Here is a 16,952-nt window from a genome sequence, read left to right as displayed (position 1 = left end):
TCCATCCGTCGGCGCGGCGGCATGACGGCGGCGTCGCGCCCTCGCCCGGCTCATGTCCACATCCAGAGCCGGGAGTGCGACCCGGAGATCTTGAAACGGCTGACCGGTGCCGCGTACTTCCCTGAGCGGCTGCTCGGTTCGGCGATCATCGACACGGTGTGCCGGTCCGAAGGCGACCTTCTGTACGTCGCCGCCCCGAGGATGCTGGACGCCGACGAACAGGTGGGCTACTACCTGGGGCTGCTGGGCGCCGACTGCGGCGAGGCTCGGGACCGGGTGCGCATCGTGAGCCTGGACGACGCGGGTTCCCGGTGGCTGAGCGAGAAGGTCCTCGATGCGGAGAACCCCCAGGCCGCACAGGTCCGCGCGGCCATCCGCGCTTTCGTGAGCGACCGTCAGCGCGCCGGTGCCGACGTCCGGCTGTGCTACTTCGAACCCTCGGCACCGCTGGAGCGCTACGCCCGGGAGCTGGGAGTGCCGGGCGACCAGCCGCATTCGTCCCGCATCCCGCTGGGCTCCAAACACACCGGCCGCCGGCTCTTCGCCGAGGCGGGCGTGCCCGTCCCCGCCGGTTCCCCCGCACCCTGCGACACCCTGGACGGCCTCGCCGAGGAAGTGGCGCGGATGGTACGGCAGGGACACCGTGCGGTCATCGTCAAACGCGACGACCCCACCTCCGGAGCCGGCCTCGGCAACGCACTGCTCGACCTCGACGACGTGGCACCCTCGCTCGGCGCCGACGTGGATGACGACACGCTGGTCCGACGCCTGCTCGACGTACTGCCCCGGGCCACCCTGGTGGACACCAAGATCGCCTGGGATGACTACGTACGCACCCTGGAGCGAACCGGCGCCGTCGTGGAGGAGTGGATCCAGGACGACACACCGCGCAGCCCCAGCTTTCAGGGCAGGATCACCGACGCGGCCGAGGTCGAGGCGGTCTCCACGCATGACCAGGTGCTCGCCAACCACGGCCAGAGTTACGTGGGTTGCCGGTTCCCGGCGAGCGCCGAGTACCGGCACACGCTCATCGACTACGGGTTGCGCGTCGGCCGGGTGTTGCGGGACCGGGGAGTGGAAAGGGGCGACTACGGGGTCGACTTCCTGGCCAGGCGAACCGGCGACTCCTGGCAGCTTCTCGGATGTGAGATCAACCTGAGGTCCACAGGGACCAAACACGCCTTCGGCATGGTCACGGGACTCCTGGGGACACGCGCCACGCAAGACGGCCGACTGGTCGTCAGCGGCCCCGCGAGCAACGGCGGGTCCGGGGAACATGAGCGTGTCTATGAGGCATCGGACAGCATCATGGACCCGCGCTACACAGGGCTGCGGCCGGCCCAGCTCATCCGCGCCGTCACCCGCTCGCCCCTGGGTTACGACCCCGAGCGTGCGACCGGCGTGGTGCTGCACATGATGAGCCCCGTCGCCGAGGTGGGAAAGTTCGGCGCCGTGTGCATCGGGGCCGACCGGGCCGAGGCCGCGTCGCTCATGCGGAAGCTGCGCGAACTGGCGGACTCCCTCGCCGCCGAGCCCCGCCAGGGGTCGCCGGTCGGACGTTCCCGCCGGTAGCCCTGCTGGACGGGGGCGGCGTCCATGTCCGGCGCTGGCCGCTCCCGAGCCCCCCGCCCCCTCAAGCGTCGAGCCGGATCCGCACCCTACGGTTCTGACGGCCCTTGCTCTCCACCTTGGTGACGGTCACGTGCCCCACCTGACGGGTGGACGCCACGTGGGTGCCGCCGTCGGCCTGGACGTCCAGGCCGACCACGTCGACCACGCGGACCTCCGGCAGGTCCGGCGGCGCCACGAACTGGGTGCGGACCAGATCAGGGATCACCTGCGCCTCGTCCCTGGACAGGACCCGGACCACGATCTGCCGGTCGGCCTCGATCTCCGCGTTCACCGCGTCCTCCAGGCTCTGCTTGAAGCCGGGCGGCACCTCGGGCAGGTTGAAGTCCATCCGGGCCTCGCCCGGCTGCATGTTGCCGCCGGTCACCAGCGCACCGAAATCCCGGAACACGGTCCCGCAGAGCACATGAAGGCCCGAGTGCGTCCGCATGAGAGAGCTCCTGCGCCCGTCGTCGAGCGCGCCGGTCACCCGGGTGCCCATCGGGGGCACGGGGTCTCCGGGAGCGGGCAGCAGGTAGAGGTCGTCGCCCTTACGCGTGCCGACGACGCGGGTCTGGACCCCCTGCCAGATCAGTACGCCGTGGTCCGGCGGCTGGCCCCCGCCGCCCGGGTAGAACGCTGAGCGGTCCAGGACGACCCCCGCTTCGGGATCGGCCGGGTCGGACCACAGGACGGTGCACTCCCATTCCCTGAGTGTGGCGTCTTCCCAGTCCAGACGATGTGTGCGGCCGTGATGACTGATCCCCATCGATGGTCGGAGGCGCGGCGCCCGTCGAGCGAGCCCGCCCCCCTCTCCTTTCCGTGCTCCTGTGCTGATCCGCCTGTGCGAGATGCGCACGCTGCATACCGAGAAGGCCCCGCCTTGGTTACGCCTCGCAGGTCACCACCAGAGCCTGACGAGCGCGGCGCTCCCCGCGCCCAACGCCACCACCAGCAGGAAAGGCGCCCGCAACAGGGCCGCGACGAAAGCGACACCGAAGCCGAGCGCACGGGCGTCCAGCGCGAGACGCTGGTCGGTGGTGAAGGTCTGCACCGCGACGAGAGCGGCGAGCAGCCCCACGGGAAGCAGTGCGGAGATCGTCTGAACCTGCCGCCTCTCCAGGACCGAAGCCGGTACGTACAGTCCGGCGAGCTTGAGGAGGTACACCCCGGCCACCCCGAGGACGATCGCGGTCCACATCAGTTCTCACGTCCCTGTTCGCCTGCGCGGGTCTCCGCCGTGTCCGCGCGGCGCCGCTTCATCAGCAGCCCGGTGAGGCACGCGACCAGTCCCGCCACCAGCACCGGCACCCCGGCGGGCAGGACGAGCGTGGTGGCGACGGCCGTCACCGCGGCCCCTACGGCCACCGCCCACAGGCGCGGCCCGCGCAGCCGGGGCATCAGGAGCGCGATGAACGCGGCCGGCGAGGCCACGTCGAGGCCGAGGACCGCCGGGTCGGGCAGCGCCTCGGCACCGATCGCGCCCGCGAGCGTGGCCAGGTTCCAGAAGACGAAGACCGCCACGCCCGTGCCGTAGAACGCCAGCCGCGACGCGCGCTCCGTCGGCCGGCCCATCGCCATGCCGGCGCTCTCGTCGAGGACCAGGTGCGCGGCGAGCACCCGACGCGCGCCGCGGACCCGCAGCAGCCGGGACAGCGACAAGCCGTACAGACTGTTGCGCACCCCGAGCAGGGTCGCCGTGGCGGCGCCGGTGAGTGCGCTGCCCCCCGCTCCCAGGACCCCGATCACCGCGAACTGCGAAGCTCCGGAGAACATCAGCAGCGACAGCACGCAGGACTGCGCGACGGTGAACCCCGCCGTCACCGCGAGCGCGCCGAACGAGAGCCCGAGGGCGCCGACCGCCAGCCCGACGCCGACCGAGTCCCGCAGCAGCGCGCTCCGCTGCCGGGGCCAGTCCGCTTCGGTCTCCCCGGGGGCGTCGACCTCGGTGTTGCTCACCAGCATCACGTATCCCTGTCCTGCGCCGCGCTCGGGCCCTCCAACACCACTTCGAGTTCGGTCTGCGCCTTCGCGCAGGCCGCCACGGCTTCCTCCGCGGTCCCGGCCCGGGCGATCACGAACCCCAGCCGATGGTAGGCGTTGCGCGCGGGCCCCACCCGCTGATCCGGCGAGGCCGTCACCGTCACCTGCTGGACGCCCTCGACCGCGCGGGCCGCCTCGACTCCGTCCACCCGGGCCAGGATGCCGGACCTGTCCGTGAGAAGGAACTGGATCGCCGCGACGCCGTCCGGCTCGGGCACGGGGTGCGGCTCCCGCCCGAGTGCGATCCGCAGCTGCTGCTCCTGCATCCGCAGCCCGGTCGTCAGCCGGACCAGTTCGGGGATCATGCCGCCCGCGGGACGCGCGTTGATCTCGATCACGACGGGCCCGTCGGCGGTGAGCCGTATCTCGGTGTGCGCGGCGCCGTCGGTGAGACCGACCGCCTCCAGGGCGCGCAGGGCGGCACCGGTCAGGTGCTCCGCCGTGCCCGGGGGGAGCGGGGCGGGGAAGACATGGCCGCGTTCGACGAAGTACGGGGGCCCGGCGAGGTGCTTCTCCACGATACCCAGGCAGTGGGTCTCGCCGTACCGGCTGATGGTCTCGACACTGAACTCGGGCCCGTCGAGGTACTCCTCCACCAGTACGGCGCCCGCGGTGCGCTGGCCGCGTACGTTCGTCTCCTCGGCCAGGATGACCCGGGCCTGGGTGAGGACCTGCGACACCTGCGTACAGAGCAGCACGTGGTTCGAACCGCTGTCGTCGAGGGGCTTGACGACACAGGGCAGACCGGTGTGGGCCACGGCCTCGGTGACCGCCTTTCCCAGCTGATCGCCGCGGGTCACCACGGCGAAGCGGGGCTGCCGGATGCCCGCGTCGGCCAGCCGCCGCCTGCTGCGGGACTTGTCCCGGCAGACGGTCACCGCGTCGGCCGGACTGCCCGGCAGGCCCAGCCAGTCGGCGACCTCGGCGGTGGGGCAGAGGTAGAAGTCGCTCGTGGTGGTGATCCCGGCGATCTGCTCCCGGCGGAACTCCCGCAGGATCGTGCGCCGCAGTTCGGCCGTGGAGTTGGTGTCACAGGTGATCACCTCGGCGCCGGTGTCCGGCAGACCCCGGTACCGTGCGGGGTCGTTGGTGAGCAGGGTGGGGCGCAGGGCGAACTCCTGGGCGAGTTCGAGGGCGAGCATTCCGGTGCCGGTGGTGTTCGACTCGATGAACAGCAGCCGCTGCTTGTCGTCCGAGCGGTCGATGTCCGCGGCGCGGGACCAGGTCTCGCTGACGTCCCCGGCCCGCGCCGAGATCGGTGCGGGGGACGACGACCTGGGCAGGGCCTCGATTTCCTGCGCGGCCCAGTAGTCGTCGTCGTAGATGGTGTCGACGTACCGGTCGCCGCGGTCCGGGAGGATGCCCACGATCCGGGTGCCGGGCTCGGCGTGCGCGGCGACGTGGCGCACGATGTGGTAGACGGAGCCCGAGGTGTTGCCCGCGAAGATCTGTTGTTCCCGGGCGAGTTCACGGGTGGCGGCGAGCGCCTCCCGGTCGTTGAGCCAGTGCACCTCGTGGATGAGCCGCCGGTCGAGATTGCCGGGCAGCAGACTGTTGCCGAGCCCGCTCTGCCGCCGTCCCGGCCGGTCGGGCTGGCCGAAGAGGACGCTCCCCACGCTGTCCACGCCGACCACCTTCAGATCAGGCATCGTCCTGGCCAGCGCGCGTGCCGTGCCGCAGAGCGACCCGCCGCTGCCCACGGATCCGACGAGGACGTCGAAGTCGTGCAGGTCCTGGCGGAGTTCGGCGGCCAGCGCGCGGTACGCGGCGGGGTTGTCGGGGTTCTCGTACTGGTCGGGCCAGAACGCGCCGGGCAGGTCGGCGCGCAGCTGGTGCAGGAGTTCGAGGCGGGCGCTCTGCCAGCCGCCGCCCGTCATCGCCTGCACGATGTGCACCTCGCAGCCGAGGGCGCGGAGCTTGGCCAGGGTGATCCGGTCGATCCGGGGGTCGGTGACGATGTGGACGTGGTGTCCCAGCGACGCGCCGACCAGGGCGACGCCCAGGGCCATGGTGCCGGAGGAGCTCTCGATGATGGGCGCGCCCTCGGTGAGGACGCCACGCTCGCGGGCCCGCATGATGATGTTGCGGGCGACGCGGTCCTTCATCCCGTACAGGTTCTGGAACTCCAGCTTGAAGTACACCTCCACGCCGTCCGCCGCGTCGACGGCGGCCCGAACCAGCGGGGTGTGTCCTATGGCGTCCGTGACGCTCTCAAAGAGCATGTTCGTCTCCAGCGTGGCAGGCGGGGTGCAGGGCGGGTGAGGGTGCGGTCGCGTCCGCGCCCAGCGAGCGGAAGACGCTGACGGTGCCCGGCAGTTCGGCGCACCAGGCGCGGGCCCGCTCGAGGCGCGCCGGGTCCTCGTCGCGGGCCTCGCCGAGCAGGATGCCGAGGTAGGTGCCGCTGTGCGCGATCACCAGGCCGAGCCCGCCGACCTCGCGGCAGATCTTCCTCATGCGGTCGAAGCGGAAGTCGGGCTGGGGTCCCAGGTGCAGCCTGGCGCCGAGGGTCGTGATCCGTCCGACCGCGGGCAGGTCACGGGAGCGGATCGCCGTGGACAGTCCGTCGAGCAGGGACGCGTACGTGCGTCGTGTACGCCGGTCGGGTGTCGGCGCCGCACGGTTGAAGCGGACCGTGTCGACCATGCCGCCCGCGTCGTGGGCGATCACGGTCAGCGGCGGGAGGAAGCCGAGGCGCTCCCGCAGGCGCACTTCACGGTGGTGGTAACTGACGATGCCTGCGTACATGACGCCGTCGGACGGTTCGATGCCGCGCAGGAACTCCTCCGTCGTCTCTTCGTCCAGGTCGACGTCGAGGGCGTCGGCGACGGCCCGCGCGGTGGCGACCAGGTCCGCGGATGAGCTCGCGAGGCCTTTGCCCTCCGCGAGACCGCCGCTCAGTTCGAGGGTGCCGCCGACGTCACGTCCGTAGGCGCGCAGCATGCGGGTGGCCAGCAGCCGCGACTTGGCCTTGCCCGGCGGGTACACCGAGACGCCGCCGCCTTTCGCGGCCGGTCTGAAGACGGCGGTCGACCAGGTGTCGAGGGGAAAGGTCACCAGGAAGCGCTGCGCGTCCGGCAGCATCCCCTGGAGCAGCTCGCCGAAGGTTCCGTTGGCGGCGCCGAAGCCCGCGTCTTTCAACACTGCTGTGCCCTCCCCCCGTCCGCCGTGCTCAGGCGATGCCCAGCCGGCGGTCCGTCTCGGTCATGGCGTCCTGTACGCGCCCTTGCCTCGTGTCCCATGCCGTTGCCGTGTCCCGCCAGAAGTCCGCCTGCGCCGCGAGCAGTTCCCTGACCTCGGCGGGCCTGGTCGAACCGGAAGAGCGCTTCTGCCGGATGCTCGCGGGGACGTCGAACGCCTGCGCGAGCGCCTGTTCGGGTGCGCCCAGTTCGTGGCCGTGCTCCTTGGCGACCCGTTGGAGGAGGTCGGGGCGGAGATCCTGGGGCGCCGCCGCCTGTTCGAGCGCGGCGAGGATGTACGCGCCCGCCACCACCTGTGCGGTGCGCCAGGGCACCCCCTCGTCGAGTGTCAGCCGGTTGGCCAGGGTGAAGCCGCCGTAGTAGTCGCGGGCGCAGGCCGCGGACATCCGGTCGGTGCGAAAGCGCAGTTGCTCCATGACGGCGGTGGCCAGGGCCAGGGTGGAGCGTGCGGTCAGGAAGGCGGGCAGGATGTGGGCGCCCGCCTCCTTGGACACCTCGACCGAGTTCGAGTACGCCGTGTTCCGCTGTCCGGTGAGGGCGTCGACGTGGAACGCCGTCAGGTGTCCGGTCCTGCCCCGGATGCGTTCGAGGAGGGGAAAGTTCTTCTTCTGCGGCATCGCGGACGAGATGCCCGCGTAGGCGTCGGGCAGGTCGATGAAGCCGTACTCGCTGCCGCCCCAGGCGATGAGGTCGGTGGTGAAGCGGCTCAACACCGTCCCGAACTGCGAGAGTTCACCGGTGATCCGCAATGCCCAGCTCCGTGAGGCCACCGAGACCAGGGCGTGCGGCTGCGGCCCTTCGAATCCGAGCAGCTCGGCGGCGCCGCCCCGGTCCCAGTCCAGCTCCTGGCCCGCCATCGCGCCGGCTCCCAGCGGGCAGCGGTTGATCTCGTCGTAGGTCGCAAGCAGCCGCCGGGAGGCCGCCGTCATCTCCTCGGACAGGGCCGCCAGGTAGTAGCCGACGGTGATGATCTGGGCCGCCTGGCCGTGGGTGTATCCGGGCATCACCGTCTCGGTGTGCCTCGCGGCCACCCGGTGGACGGCCCGGCCGAAGTCGAGCAGGGACCGCGCGGTCAGGGCCAGTTGGTGGCGGGCGAACATGACCTGCGCGCAGGCCTGGAGGTCGTTGCGGCTGCGGTCGACGTGCCAGGCGGGGACCGGGGAGGCCAGGTGGGAGGACACCTGGCGCTCGATGGCGAAGGCGATGTCGGACATGTTGCGCTCGGGGTCGGCGGTGAGCGTGTCGGCGGTGACCCCCTGGAGGGCCACACCGATGAGGCGGGCCTGATCCGGCGTGAGGATGCCCATGCGCCGGTACTCGACGGCGAGGACCTTCTCGATGGCCACGTACCACGGCAGGAGGTGTTCGACCTCGAAGGCGAACTGCGGGGCGAGCACCTCGTCGTGGAGCAGCCGGTGGGGCCCGGAAGCGATCCGTCCGGTGAGTGGCGTGTCCAGTGGCGTGTCCAAGGGGCTACCGGCTCCTCTTGCGGAGGGTGAAGGCGAGGCTCTCGTGCTCGTGGAAGTAGGGGCGGTACCCGGCGTGCGGGGGCTCCATCCAGCGCAGTTGCTCCACCGCGCTCACCTCGTCGCTCAGCCCGCACGCGGCGAGGTAGGCGTCCAGGTCGGGGCGGTCGTAGAACTTGCAGTAGAAGTCGGCGTGGTCGCGGTACTCCTTGGGGCCGATGGCGACCATGCCGGGGTCGGCGACCTGGCAGTCCCCCATGGTCCACATGTTGGCCACGATGTGACCGCCGGGCCGGCAGACGCGGTGCAGCTCCTGAAGCGCCTTCTCCGGTTCGGTGAGGTGTCCCAGCAGGTCCCAGCAGAAGATGCCGTCGACGGAGTCGTCGGGCAGCCCGGTGGCGAAGACATCGGTCTCGTGGAAGACGACGTTGTCGGCGGCGGCCTTGGCGACGACCGTACGGGCGATGCCCATGGCGTTCAGGGAGGTGTCGCCGCCGAGCACCACCGTGGCGGCCTGCGCCAGCGGCGGCAGGTTGCGCCCGTCGCCGCAGGGCAGGTCGAGGACGACGAAGGCCGAGTGATCGGCGAAGAGCTTGGCGGCGTTGACCACGTAGGGAACCGGCGGGTCGCCCCAGAGGTTGGCGTGCCCGTCGAGGCGATAGGCGTCGTTCCACTGGCCCTTGGCCAGCTCGTCGGGGGCGGACGCGGAATTCACAGGCACGATGTCTCCTTGGGCGCGGGGCGTACGGGGGTGTCCGCACGCTGTTCTCGGGTGAACTGGCCGAACATGTCCGCGACGCAGCGGTGGGCGTCCACGAAGGCCCGGGAGTACCCCGGGGTCGGGATGAGGTGGTTGTAGAACGTGGCCCCCTCGGTCAGCGGGCCGATCAGCCAGAGCCGCCGGTGGCTTGTGCCGTCCGGGCCCACGGGGTGCAGCCCCTCGTCGACATCGGCGGTGGCGACCCGGTCGCTGCCGGGCAGGAGCGGGCTGAGCACCCGACGCCGGTGCAGCGAGCGCACCAGCGGGCTCGCCGACGTCTCCAGGGCGGGCCAGGGCGCGTTGCCCGCGCACAGCCAGTCCACGCTCTCGTGGTGCGGGTCTTCGAGGCGGGTCGAGGCGAGGGTCCAGCGGCCGGTGTCCTCGCCTTGTCCCGGGGCCACGAGCGGGGCCGGCCCGAGGGGGAAGCGGACGATTCCGGCGTCGGCGAGCGCGAGGAGTTCGGCGTAGCGATCTCTCTGCGGGCCGACCACCGCGCGGTTCATCAACGGCACCGTGCGGCACAGGAACTCCTCGAGTGAGGAACCGGTAAGGCCGCGGAAGTTGACCGCGTCGCGCAGGATGTCACGTACCTCGCGGAAAGCCTCCAGGGCCGCCTTGACCGGACTGAGGGTCAGCCCCTTGTCGGCCTCGGCGAGATCGTCGCGCACGGTGTCGGTGAACCACCGCTGGTACGAGGCGCTGTCACGCCGGTCCATGGTCGCGGAGGGGTCCCAGAGGGCGGCCGGGTCGAAGGCGCCGTGCACCTGGTCGAGCAGGTCGAGCGCCGCGGTGAGCTTGCCCGAGGCGGTCGCCTGGACGAGGTCGGCGGCCACCGCCTCCTCGGCGGCCGGCCCCTCCTCGACCAGGGTCCGGCAGCGGTGGTAGGCGATCCGCATCTCGCACATCAGCAGCGGCAGGAGCCGCTCGTCGAAGTCCAGCGGGCCGGCCGAGCGCAGCGACGCCACGACCTCACGGGTGAGGGCGACGGGCTGGAAGCGGCTGGTCATCTCCGGGCGCTTCGGCCGCACCCGGAAAGGCATACCGGACCGGGAGTACAGCACAATGCGCGGCTCGGCTCCACCGGCCAGATAGCGGACCCGGCCGGATTCCCGCGAGAATGTTCCGCCTCGCCCGACCGTCAACGCGGCGACCGTGTCCATGGCCGAGAGACCGAATCCGGCGACGGCCACCGAACTGCCCGGCTCCACGCCCGCGACGCTCTCCGGCAGCGGATAAGGATCGGTCACGCGGCGCAGTGGGGTCCCTGGATTTCCCCGCAGCTTTCCCGGCCGTTTATTGCCGACGTGCCCGAGGGTCAGAAACGCGAAGTCCGTCTCGATGAGCGTCCCGTCCGCGAGAGTAATTCTCGTGGTGTCGGTCTCCTCGTCCGGTTCCAGGTCGACCGCCGCGGAACGGTGCAGTCGTATGCGTACGTTCTCGGGGGCCAGGCGGCAGGTCCGCTCGAAGAACCACCGCAGGTACTCGCCGAGTAGGCGGCGGGGCAGGAAGTCGTCCGGGGCGATGGCGCGGCCGTCCGTCGTGCTCACCGTACGGCCGTCCGGGCCCAGTCTCAGGCCGCGCTCGGTGACCCACTCGTACAGCCCCGGGCCGTCCTTGCCGGTCTCCGCGCCCACGGACTCTTCCCCCGGGAACATGGATATCTCGCCGCAGAGAGTGTTGAGGAGGAGGTAGTCGGGCTGGTCGGTCGCGTGCAGCCCTTGTCCCGAGGAGGCGGGATCGACGACGTCCACACACACGGAGGAGAGGGAAGTGGAATTCTGCGCCAGAGTGCTGATCCGTTCCAAAACGCTGCACCCTCGGGACCCCAACCCGACAATGCACACCCTTAACTCGGCCGCCACTCAAACCCCCCGCGATCTGGAATACCGAGAAGTAACCGAATGTCGAGAACCCGTGCGCCCCACCGTACACACCGGCCTCGTCGACGTTCAATGCCGCGATCGCACTCAGGCGCATTCGGCGCCCTCGACCGGTAAATGATCTATACCGTCGGCAAATGATCTATGTCGTCACCGAAAAGCCGACACAGTCAGCGGATACTTCCGGTCCTGCCCGCCGAAATCAAGTACTCGGATTCGGCCAGAGTGGCTCCACACTCCGCTCCGGCAGGACCCAGCGGTCTCTTCCGCGAGGTCATCGCGGAACGCGCAGGTCTCCCTCCGGTCGCCCGCCCACAGACGGATCCGGCCATACCCGGGCCGAGGGGGCCCGGAGGCGGCGCGCGGGTTCCGCCGTTCGTGGCGCTCCCCCTACCCTCCCGACTTGTCCCTGCGCCAGTGGGCAGTAACGCACCACACGAGACCCCGGGAGCAACGTTGCCATCGATGCCACGCAGACATTTCCTCCAGAGCGCCGCGGGCACGGCGATCGCGGGAGTGGCCGTGCCCGCCGTCCCGGCAGCCGTCGCGGCCGCCGCCCCCCAGGACGCCGCGGGACGGACCGCCCGACTGCGCTTCACGGCGGCCACCAACGGCGCCGCCGCCCCGGCCCGCGAGCGGTTCCTCGCCGAGGTGCAGAACGTCCTCTGGTCGTTCGCGGACGACGGGCGGCCCGCCACCGCCCTCACCCCGCCCGACCTGGAGCCCACCCGCCCCGCCGTCTCGCCCGACGGCCGTCAGGTGGCCATGGCCTGCTTCAAGGGCGGCCAGTTCCACATCTGGGTCATGGCCGTGGACGGGACGGGGCTGCGGCGGTTGACCGAAGGCCCCTGGGACGACCGGGGGCCCGCCTGGTCCCCGGACGGGTCGAAGATCGTGTTCTCCTCCGAGCGTGGCGGCGACCCCGTCAAGGGCAGCCCGTACCGCATCTGGACCGTCGATCCGCACGGCGGGAAACTGACCCAACTCACTGGCCTGAAAGGGCAGTCGGGGCCCGGGCAGGATGTTCCGTACGAGGACTTCGATCCCACCTGGTCCGCCGACGGCAGCCGGATCGTCTTCGTGCGAGGGCGGCTCGACCAGACGGTGCTCAGGTCCAGGACGCTGGCCGCCGTGCCCGCGGACGGCGGGCCCGTCACCGTCTGGCACGCCGAGACCGAGCCGGGCAACCTCCAGGTCCCGGTCTTCTCCCCCGCCGGCCGCAGCGCCTGGCTTCGCACGGTGCAGCTGGTCGGGAAGTTCGAGCAGGTCATCCTGGTCGTGGACGGGAAACCGGTCCCCGTCGACGGCGAGATCTCCGTGGCCCCGCCCCGCTGGCTGGACGACGAGCGGATCCTGCTCACCGTCGACGGACGGTTCCGGATCGTCCGCACCCGAACGGGCGGTGGCGGGCACGTGCTGCCGTTCGACGCGACGCTTCCCGTCGAGCGGCCCTCCTACCGCGTCAAGAACTATGACTTCGAGCCGCGCGGCACCCGTAAGGTGCGCGGCATCCAGCAGCCGGCCCTCGCCCCCGACGGACGCTCCTTCGCCTTCGTCTCGCTGAACACCCTCTGGGTCCAGCCGGTTTCGGGCAGCGGACAGCCCCGGAAGGTCGTGAGGGCGCCGGCCGGTTCCTATGTCCAGGGGCCCACCTGGAGCCGGGACGGGCGTTCGCTGCTGTACGTGGATGACCGCGACGGGCTCAATGCCGTGCGCCGCCACGACCTCGCCACCGGCAAGGACACCGTCCTCGCTTCCGGCGGCCGCGTCCACGGCGCGCTCTCCCCGGACGGGACCCGGCTCGCCTGCCTCGACATGGTCGGCAATCTGCTCGTACGCGACCTCGGCAGCGGTACGGAGAAGGTGCTCGCCGCGCCGATGGGCGGCGGCGGGCTGCCGGGGCCGCCCAGCTGGTCCCCGGACGGGCGATACGTGGCGTACTGCGACCGCAACCGCCTCAACCTCCGCTTCCGCGAGGGCTACAACCTCATCAGGGTCATCGACGTCACGACCGGAGCCTCCCGGCTCCACCCGCTGGCCCCCTTCGCCTCACTCTCCGACCGATACGCGTCGGGGCCCGCCTGGTCACCGGACGGCAAGTGGTTCGCCTGCGTCAGCGAGTCCGCGCTCTGGGTGCTGCCCGTGCGCCCCGACGGCACCCCGCACGGTGAACCCCGCCGCCTCGGCGACGAGGGCGCCGACCACCCCTCATGGTCCGCCGACTCCAGGACCCTGCTCCATCTCGCGGACGGCAAGGTGAAGTTGACGCCGATCGACGGGGGCGGCGGACGCACCGTGCCCGTGCGCGTCAGCTATCGGCGCCCCACGCCCGTCGACACCCTCGTCCGCGCCGGACAGCTCTGGGACGGCACCGGGTCCAAGCCCCGCGAGGACATCGACATCCTCATCCGTGACGGCCGCATCGCCGCCGTCGAACCGCACCGCTCCGGCCGCCGCGCCACCCGCGTCATCGACGCGTCGGACCGTACGGTGCTGCCCGGGCTCTGGGACGCGCACACCCACCCCTGGCAGTACACCTACGGCGCCCGCCAGTCCGCGCTGGAACTCGCGTACGGCGTCACCACCACCGTCTCGCTCGCCGGATTCTCCTACGAACAGGCCCGGTTGAGGGAGGACGTCTTGGCCGGCAGGCTCGCCGGACCCCGCCTGCTCACCACCGGCGAACTGCTCGACGGGCCGCGCGTCGCGTACTCCATGGGCCGCGCGCACCGCACCCCGGAAGGGCTGCGCCGCTCCTTCGCCCGGGGGGCCGCGCTGGACTGGGACTTCGTGAAGACGTACGTCCGGGCGCCGTTCGCGTACATGGCGGCCGCCGCTCGCTTCGGCCATGACCGGCTCGGGGTGCGCTCCGGCTCCCACCTGTGCTCCCAAGGGGTACAGAGCGGCCAGGACCTGACGACCCACCTGTCCGCCACCGAACGGACCGAGTACGGGCACGGCGCCACCTCGGGGAACCGCACCCACCAGGACACCAGGGAGAACTACACCCACGGCCGCTTCAACCTGGTGGCGACGCCGTTCAGCGCCCTCCCGACGATCCACGACCACCCGGACCTCGTCGACGACCCCCGCGTGACCGAGATGATGCCGCCCTGGGATCTGGCCACCATCCGCGCGCAGGCGGCCAAGGAGCCCACGGACGCGGAGCGGCTGATCCACCAACGGGAGCTGGCGTCCTACCGTGCGGTGGTGAAGGAGGGCGGCCTGATGGCACTCGGCACGGACACCCCGCTGACCCCGGTCGGCCTCCATCTGCATCTGTCCCTCCGCGAGCTGGTGGCCCACGGCTTCAGCCCGACCCAAGCCCTGCTGAGCGTGACCGCGGCGCCCGCGCGGGTCTTCGGCGCCGAGCGCGACCTGGGCTCGGTGACAGCGGGGAAGCTGGGAGACCTCACGATCGTCGACGGCGACCCGTTCACCGAATTCGCCACACTCGTAAGGGTCACCCAGGTCCTGGTCGGCGGCCGCCTCCACGAGCGCGCCGAGCTGGCGGCGCCGTACAGGAAGACGAAGGCGCTGAGGGACGAGGCGCCGGACGCCACGGACTGGAGGGCGGTGGGGGAGCAGATGCGCAGAGACGGGTGCTGCGAATGACGGGGGCGCCCCATTTCCGGGTGTGGACGCGGCCGCGACCGTGGAGTGGTTGGTGACGGCAGGCGCGGACGAAGACGTCCGCGCCTGCCGGAAGGCCGAGCCGGTTACTGCCCGGTGATCAGCGCACGTCGACGTAGTCGCCGGTCGCCTTGACCGGGGACGTCGTCGAGTTGCCGGCGAAGTTCCAGCGGAAGTAGCCGTCGGTGGCGGCCTTGACCGTGGTCTTCAGGTTGCCCTTGGTGTCGGACTTCGCGGTCTTCACGGCCGTGTAGGCCGAGGCGCCCTTCTTCTTGAACTCCAGCGTCACGGACTGGTTGGTGTAGCCCGCGTACTTGTGGGTCTCCCAGTTGGCGCGGGTCAGCGCGCCGGTGATGGTGAGCGTCTTGCCCTTCTTGATCGGCTCCGGCGAGGCGTTGGCCGTCAGCTTGGAGAGGCGCTGCACCTTAAAGGCACCGGCCTTCTCCGCCAGGATGGTGTCGATGTCGTTCGCCGTCACCATCGCGTCGACGTACCAGGCGCCGGCCGGGCTGTTGTCGTAGAAGTCGGTGTCGGGGTCGAGCGTGAACTTCGCGGTGCACGTCGAGGTCGTCGCGCTCGACGCCTCGCACGTGGGCGCCGACATCGGCAGGGCCACCGCGGAGCTCGGCCCGTACAGCGTGATGTCGGCCTCGTCGATGCCCGAGTCGTCCGACGCCGTCACGGAGACCGAGAAGGTCTGCGCGGCGGTGGTGCCGAGCACGATCGGCTTGCCGCCGTTGACGGTGACCTTGTCGATCGTCACGTCGCTGGTCGGGGCGGCGAAGGCGGCAGGCGCCGCGAAGCCGGTCACGGCCAGGGCCGAGCCGAGCACGGCGATACGGATGCGGTGTCGCATGGATCCCCCCACGGGATGACACCGGGCCCCAAGTAGGCGGCCCGGCCAGGTGGTTGTGAACGCAATGACCATACGTTCTTCACCAGGACTTCATCATTGTGTTGATCGCCACGCGTGTCCCGTACAACCTTGAGTCGTAACCGCTGCCTCAGCGGTTGGTCCTCTTCCCGCAGAAGGCCGCCTCCAGCGTCCCGCCGAGCGCCGTGTTCGCCGCGCCCCGGTTCGAGGTGTTCGCCATGGCGGAGAGCGCGCGGCGGCCGTCACGGGTGGCGAAGGCGTAGGTGTAGTAGCCCTGGACGGTGCCGGTGTGCCCATAGACCTGGGTTCCGCACGACAGGTCGTAGCGGCGCAGTCCGAGCCCGTAGAAGCGGGTGCCGGCGGTGTCCGTCGGGGTGACCGTGGTCATGGCGTCCAGCATCCGGGGCGAGAGCAGTCTGCCCCGCATCAGCGCGGTGGTGAAGGTGTTCAGGTCGGCCGGGTCGGAGATGACCGCGCCTGCCGTCTGCGCCCAGGAAGCGGTCTGCTCCGTGGAGTCCACGAGCGGTGCCCCCGCCTCGTCGGGGTGGAGGTAGCCGCGCACGTGCATGCCATCGATGCGCGCCCGCGGGTGGACGTAGGAGGTGTGGGACAGTCGCAGCGGCTTGATGACGCGCTGCTCGTACTGCTTGGCGGCGGAGGTTCCCGTGATCTTCTCGATGAGCATGCCTACGACGACGAAATTGGCGTTGGAGTACTTGTAGGCCGCGCCGGGCTCGGTGGTGCGGGGTTCGGCCAGCGAGAGGTCGAGCAGCTCCTGGTAGGTGAAGACGCGGTTGCGCACGGCTTCGAAGCCGGGCACGGTCTTGGCGAACATGGCGTCGGTGTACTCGGCGAGACCGCTGCGGTGGGTGAGCAGGTGACGGACCGTGATGCGGTCGTCGGGCAGCAGTCCGGGGAGGTAGCGGTTGACCGGTGCGTCGAGCTCCAGCCGTCCCTCGTCGACCAGTTGGAGCAGCACGACACTGGAGAACGTCTTGCTGACGCTGCCGATACGGAAGCGTGCGGTGGTGTCCATGGCCGCGCCGGAGACACGGTCGCGGACACCGGCGGTGCGCGTCCGGACGCCGTCGGGGCCGGTGAAGCGGGCCATCGCGCCCGGAGCTCCGTTGGCCATGGCGGCGTTCAGGGCCGCGGTCACGCCGTCCATGTCGGGAGCGGGAACGGCGGGAGCCGTGGGGGCCGCGGGAGAGGTGGGGGCCGTGGGGGCCGCCGGTGCCGCGGAGGCCGCGGTGGCGGGGGCGAGAACGCCGGTGAGGGCGGCGAACAGGGTGGCGCTCATGAGCAGACGTCTGTGCGTCAACTGGGGCACGTGACTTCCTCGTTCTCGACTCGGCGGGACGACGGCACACGTGTGCGGTGTGCCGCGCGGGCCGGGGAGAGACGATCACCGCGTACTGCCCCCGGTCCCATGGAGCATGAGTGCCAACGCCTCACGCCGGTTCCTGTCACGGGGAGCCGGTATCTCGTCCG

General features: G+C 71.1%; 12 protein-coding genes. 2 read left to right on the top strand and 10 right to left on the bottom strand.

What is annotated here, in order from left to right:
• Positions 1 to 90: 90 nt before the first annotated feature.
• Positions 91 to 1,572 (top strand): peptide ligase PGM1-related protein, encoded by a 1,482-nt coding sequence (locus tag ACF062_RS09215; protein ID WP_392137136.1) that lies wholly within the window; start codon positions 91 to 93, stop codon positions 1,570 to 1,572.
• 61 nt (positions 1,573 to 1,633) lie between these two features.
• Here ACF062_RS09215 and ACF062_RS09210 read toward each other — a convergent pair whose 3' ends face one another.
• From ACF062_RS09210 to ACF062_RS09175, 8 genes are all read right to left on the bottom strand, one after another.
• On the bottom strand, positions 1,634 to 2,377 hold the full coding sequence (locus tag ACF062_RS09210; RefSeq protein WP_392137135.1) for an alanyl-tRNA editing protein: 744 nt from the start codon (positions 2,375 to 2,377) through the stop codon (positions 1,634 to 1,636).
• A 132-nt stretch (positions 2,378 to 2,509) separates the two neighbouring features.
• The gene (locus ACF062_RS09205) at positions 2,510 to 2,809 is read right to left on the bottom strand and encodes an AzlD domain-containing protein (RefSeq protein WP_392137134.1); all 300 of its coding nucleotides are present in this window, start codon (positions 2,807 to 2,809) and stop codon (positions 2,510 to 2,512) included.
• Positions 2,809 to 3,567: an AzlC family ABC transporter permease gene (locus tag ACF062_RS09200; RefSeq protein WP_392137133.1), complete on the bottom strand. Its 759-nt coding sequence runs from the start codon at positions 3,565 to 3,567 to the stop codon at positions 2,809 to 2,811. The genes ACF062_RS09205 and ACF062_RS09200 overlap by 1 nt, the downstream gene beginning before the upstream one ends.
• Positions 3,568 to 3,572: 5 nt before the next feature.
• Complete coding sequence (locus tag ACF062_RS09195; RefSeq protein ID WP_392137132.1) at positions 3,573 to 5,873, bottom strand: pyridoxal-phosphate dependent enzyme; 2,301 nt, start codon at positions 5,871 to 5,873, stop codon at positions 3,573 to 3,575.
• Positions 5,863 to 6,792: a kinase gene (locus ACF062_RS09190; protein ID WP_392137131.1), complete on the bottom strand. Its 930-nt coding sequence runs from the start codon at positions 6,790 to 6,792 to the stop codon at positions 5,863 to 5,865. The genes ACF062_RS09195 and ACF062_RS09190 overlap by 11 nt, the downstream gene beginning before the upstream one ends.
• Positions 6,793 to 6,820: 28 nt before the next feature.
• Positions 6,821 to 8,317 carry an argininosuccinate lyase gene (locus ACF062_RS09185; RefSeq protein ID WP_392137130.1) on the bottom strand — a complete coding sequence of 499 codons (1,497 nt, stop codon included), beginning with the start codon at positions 8,315 to 8,317 and terminating at the stop codon, positions 6,821 to 6,823.
• Positions 8,318 to 8,321: 4 nt separating this feature from the next.
• A complete protein-coding gene (locus tag ACF062_RS09180) occupies positions 8,322 to 9,035 on the bottom strand; it encodes a class I SAM-dependent methyltransferase (protein WP_223777627.1) in 714 nt (237 codons plus the stop codon).
• Positions 9,026 to 10,918, bottom strand: coding sequence for an FAD/NAD(P)-binding protein (locus ACF062_RS09175; RefSeq protein ID WP_392137129.1), 1,893 nt, complete (start codon positions 10,916 to 10,918; stop codon positions 9,026 to 9,028). The genes ACF062_RS09180 and ACF062_RS09175 overlap by 10 nt, the downstream gene beginning before the upstream one ends.
• A 501-nt stretch (positions 10,919 to 11,419) precedes the next feature.
• On the opposite strand from ACF062_RS09175, the gene ACF062_RS09170 reads away from it, so the two are divergent.
• Positions 11,420 to 14,569 (top strand): amidohydrolase family protein, encoded by a 3,150-nt coding sequence (locus tag ACF062_RS09170; RefSeq protein WP_392137128.1) that lies wholly within the window; start codon positions 11,420 to 11,422, stop codon positions 14,567 to 14,569.
• 118 nt (positions 14,570 to 14,687) lie between these two features.
• Here the strand turns inward: ACF062_RS09170 and ACF062_RS09165 are convergent, their stop codons facing one another.
• Together ACF062_RS09165 and ACF062_RS09160 are read right to left on the bottom strand one after the other, a co-directional pair.
• Positions 14,688 to 15,443, bottom strand: a complete 756-nt coding sequence (locus ACF062_RS09165) for a calcium-binding protein (RefSeq protein WP_392137127.1) — start codon at positions 15,441 to 15,443, stop codon at positions 14,688 to 14,690.
• 148 nt (positions 15,444 to 15,591) lie between these two features.
• On the bottom strand, positions 15,592 to 16,761 hold the full coding sequence (locus ACF062_RS09160; RefSeq protein WP_392137126.1) for a serine hydrolase domain-containing protein: 1,170 nt from the start codon (positions 16,759 to 16,761) through the stop codon (positions 15,592 to 15,594).
• Between the last annotated feature and the right edge of the window lie 191 nt (positions 16,762 to 16,952).

It is taken from the genome of Streptomyces sp. NPDC015345, from assembly GCF_043078805.1.
In the GTDB taxonomy this organism is placed as follows: Bacteria; Actinomycetota; Actinomycetes; order Streptomycetales; family Streptomycetaceae; genus Streptomyces.
The sequence above is the reverse complement of the archived record's forward strand: the minus strand, read 5'-3'. Positions and strand labels throughout refer to the sequence as shown.

Excerpts from the sequence above, each read along its gene's own strand:
- ACF062_RS09210 (WP_392137135.1), bottom strand. The coding sequence starts at position 2,377 with ATGGGGATCAGTCATCACGGCCGCACACATCGTCTGGACTGGGAAGAC.
- ACF062_RS09205 (WP_392137134.1), bottom strand. The coding sequence starts at position 2,809 with ATGTGGACCGCGATCGTCCTCGGGGTGGCCGGGGTGTACCTCCTCAAG.
- ACF062_RS09195 (WP_392137132.1), bottom strand. The coding sequence starts at position 5,873 with ATGCTCTTTGAGAGCGTCACGGACGCCATAGGACACACCCCGCTGGTT.
- ACF062_RS09170 (WP_392137128.1), top strand. The coding sequence starts at position 11,420 with ATGCCACGCAGACATTTCCTCCAGAGCGCCGCGGGCACGGCGATCGCG.
- ACF062_RS09165 (WP_392137127.1), bottom strand. The coding sequence starts at position 15,443 with ATGCGACACCGCATCCGTATCGCCGTGCTCGGCTCGGCCCTGGCCGTG.
- ACF062_RS09160 (WP_392137126.1), bottom strand. The coding sequence starts at position 16,761 with ATGAGCGCCACCCTGTTCGCCGCCCTCACCGGCGTTCTCGCCCCCGCC.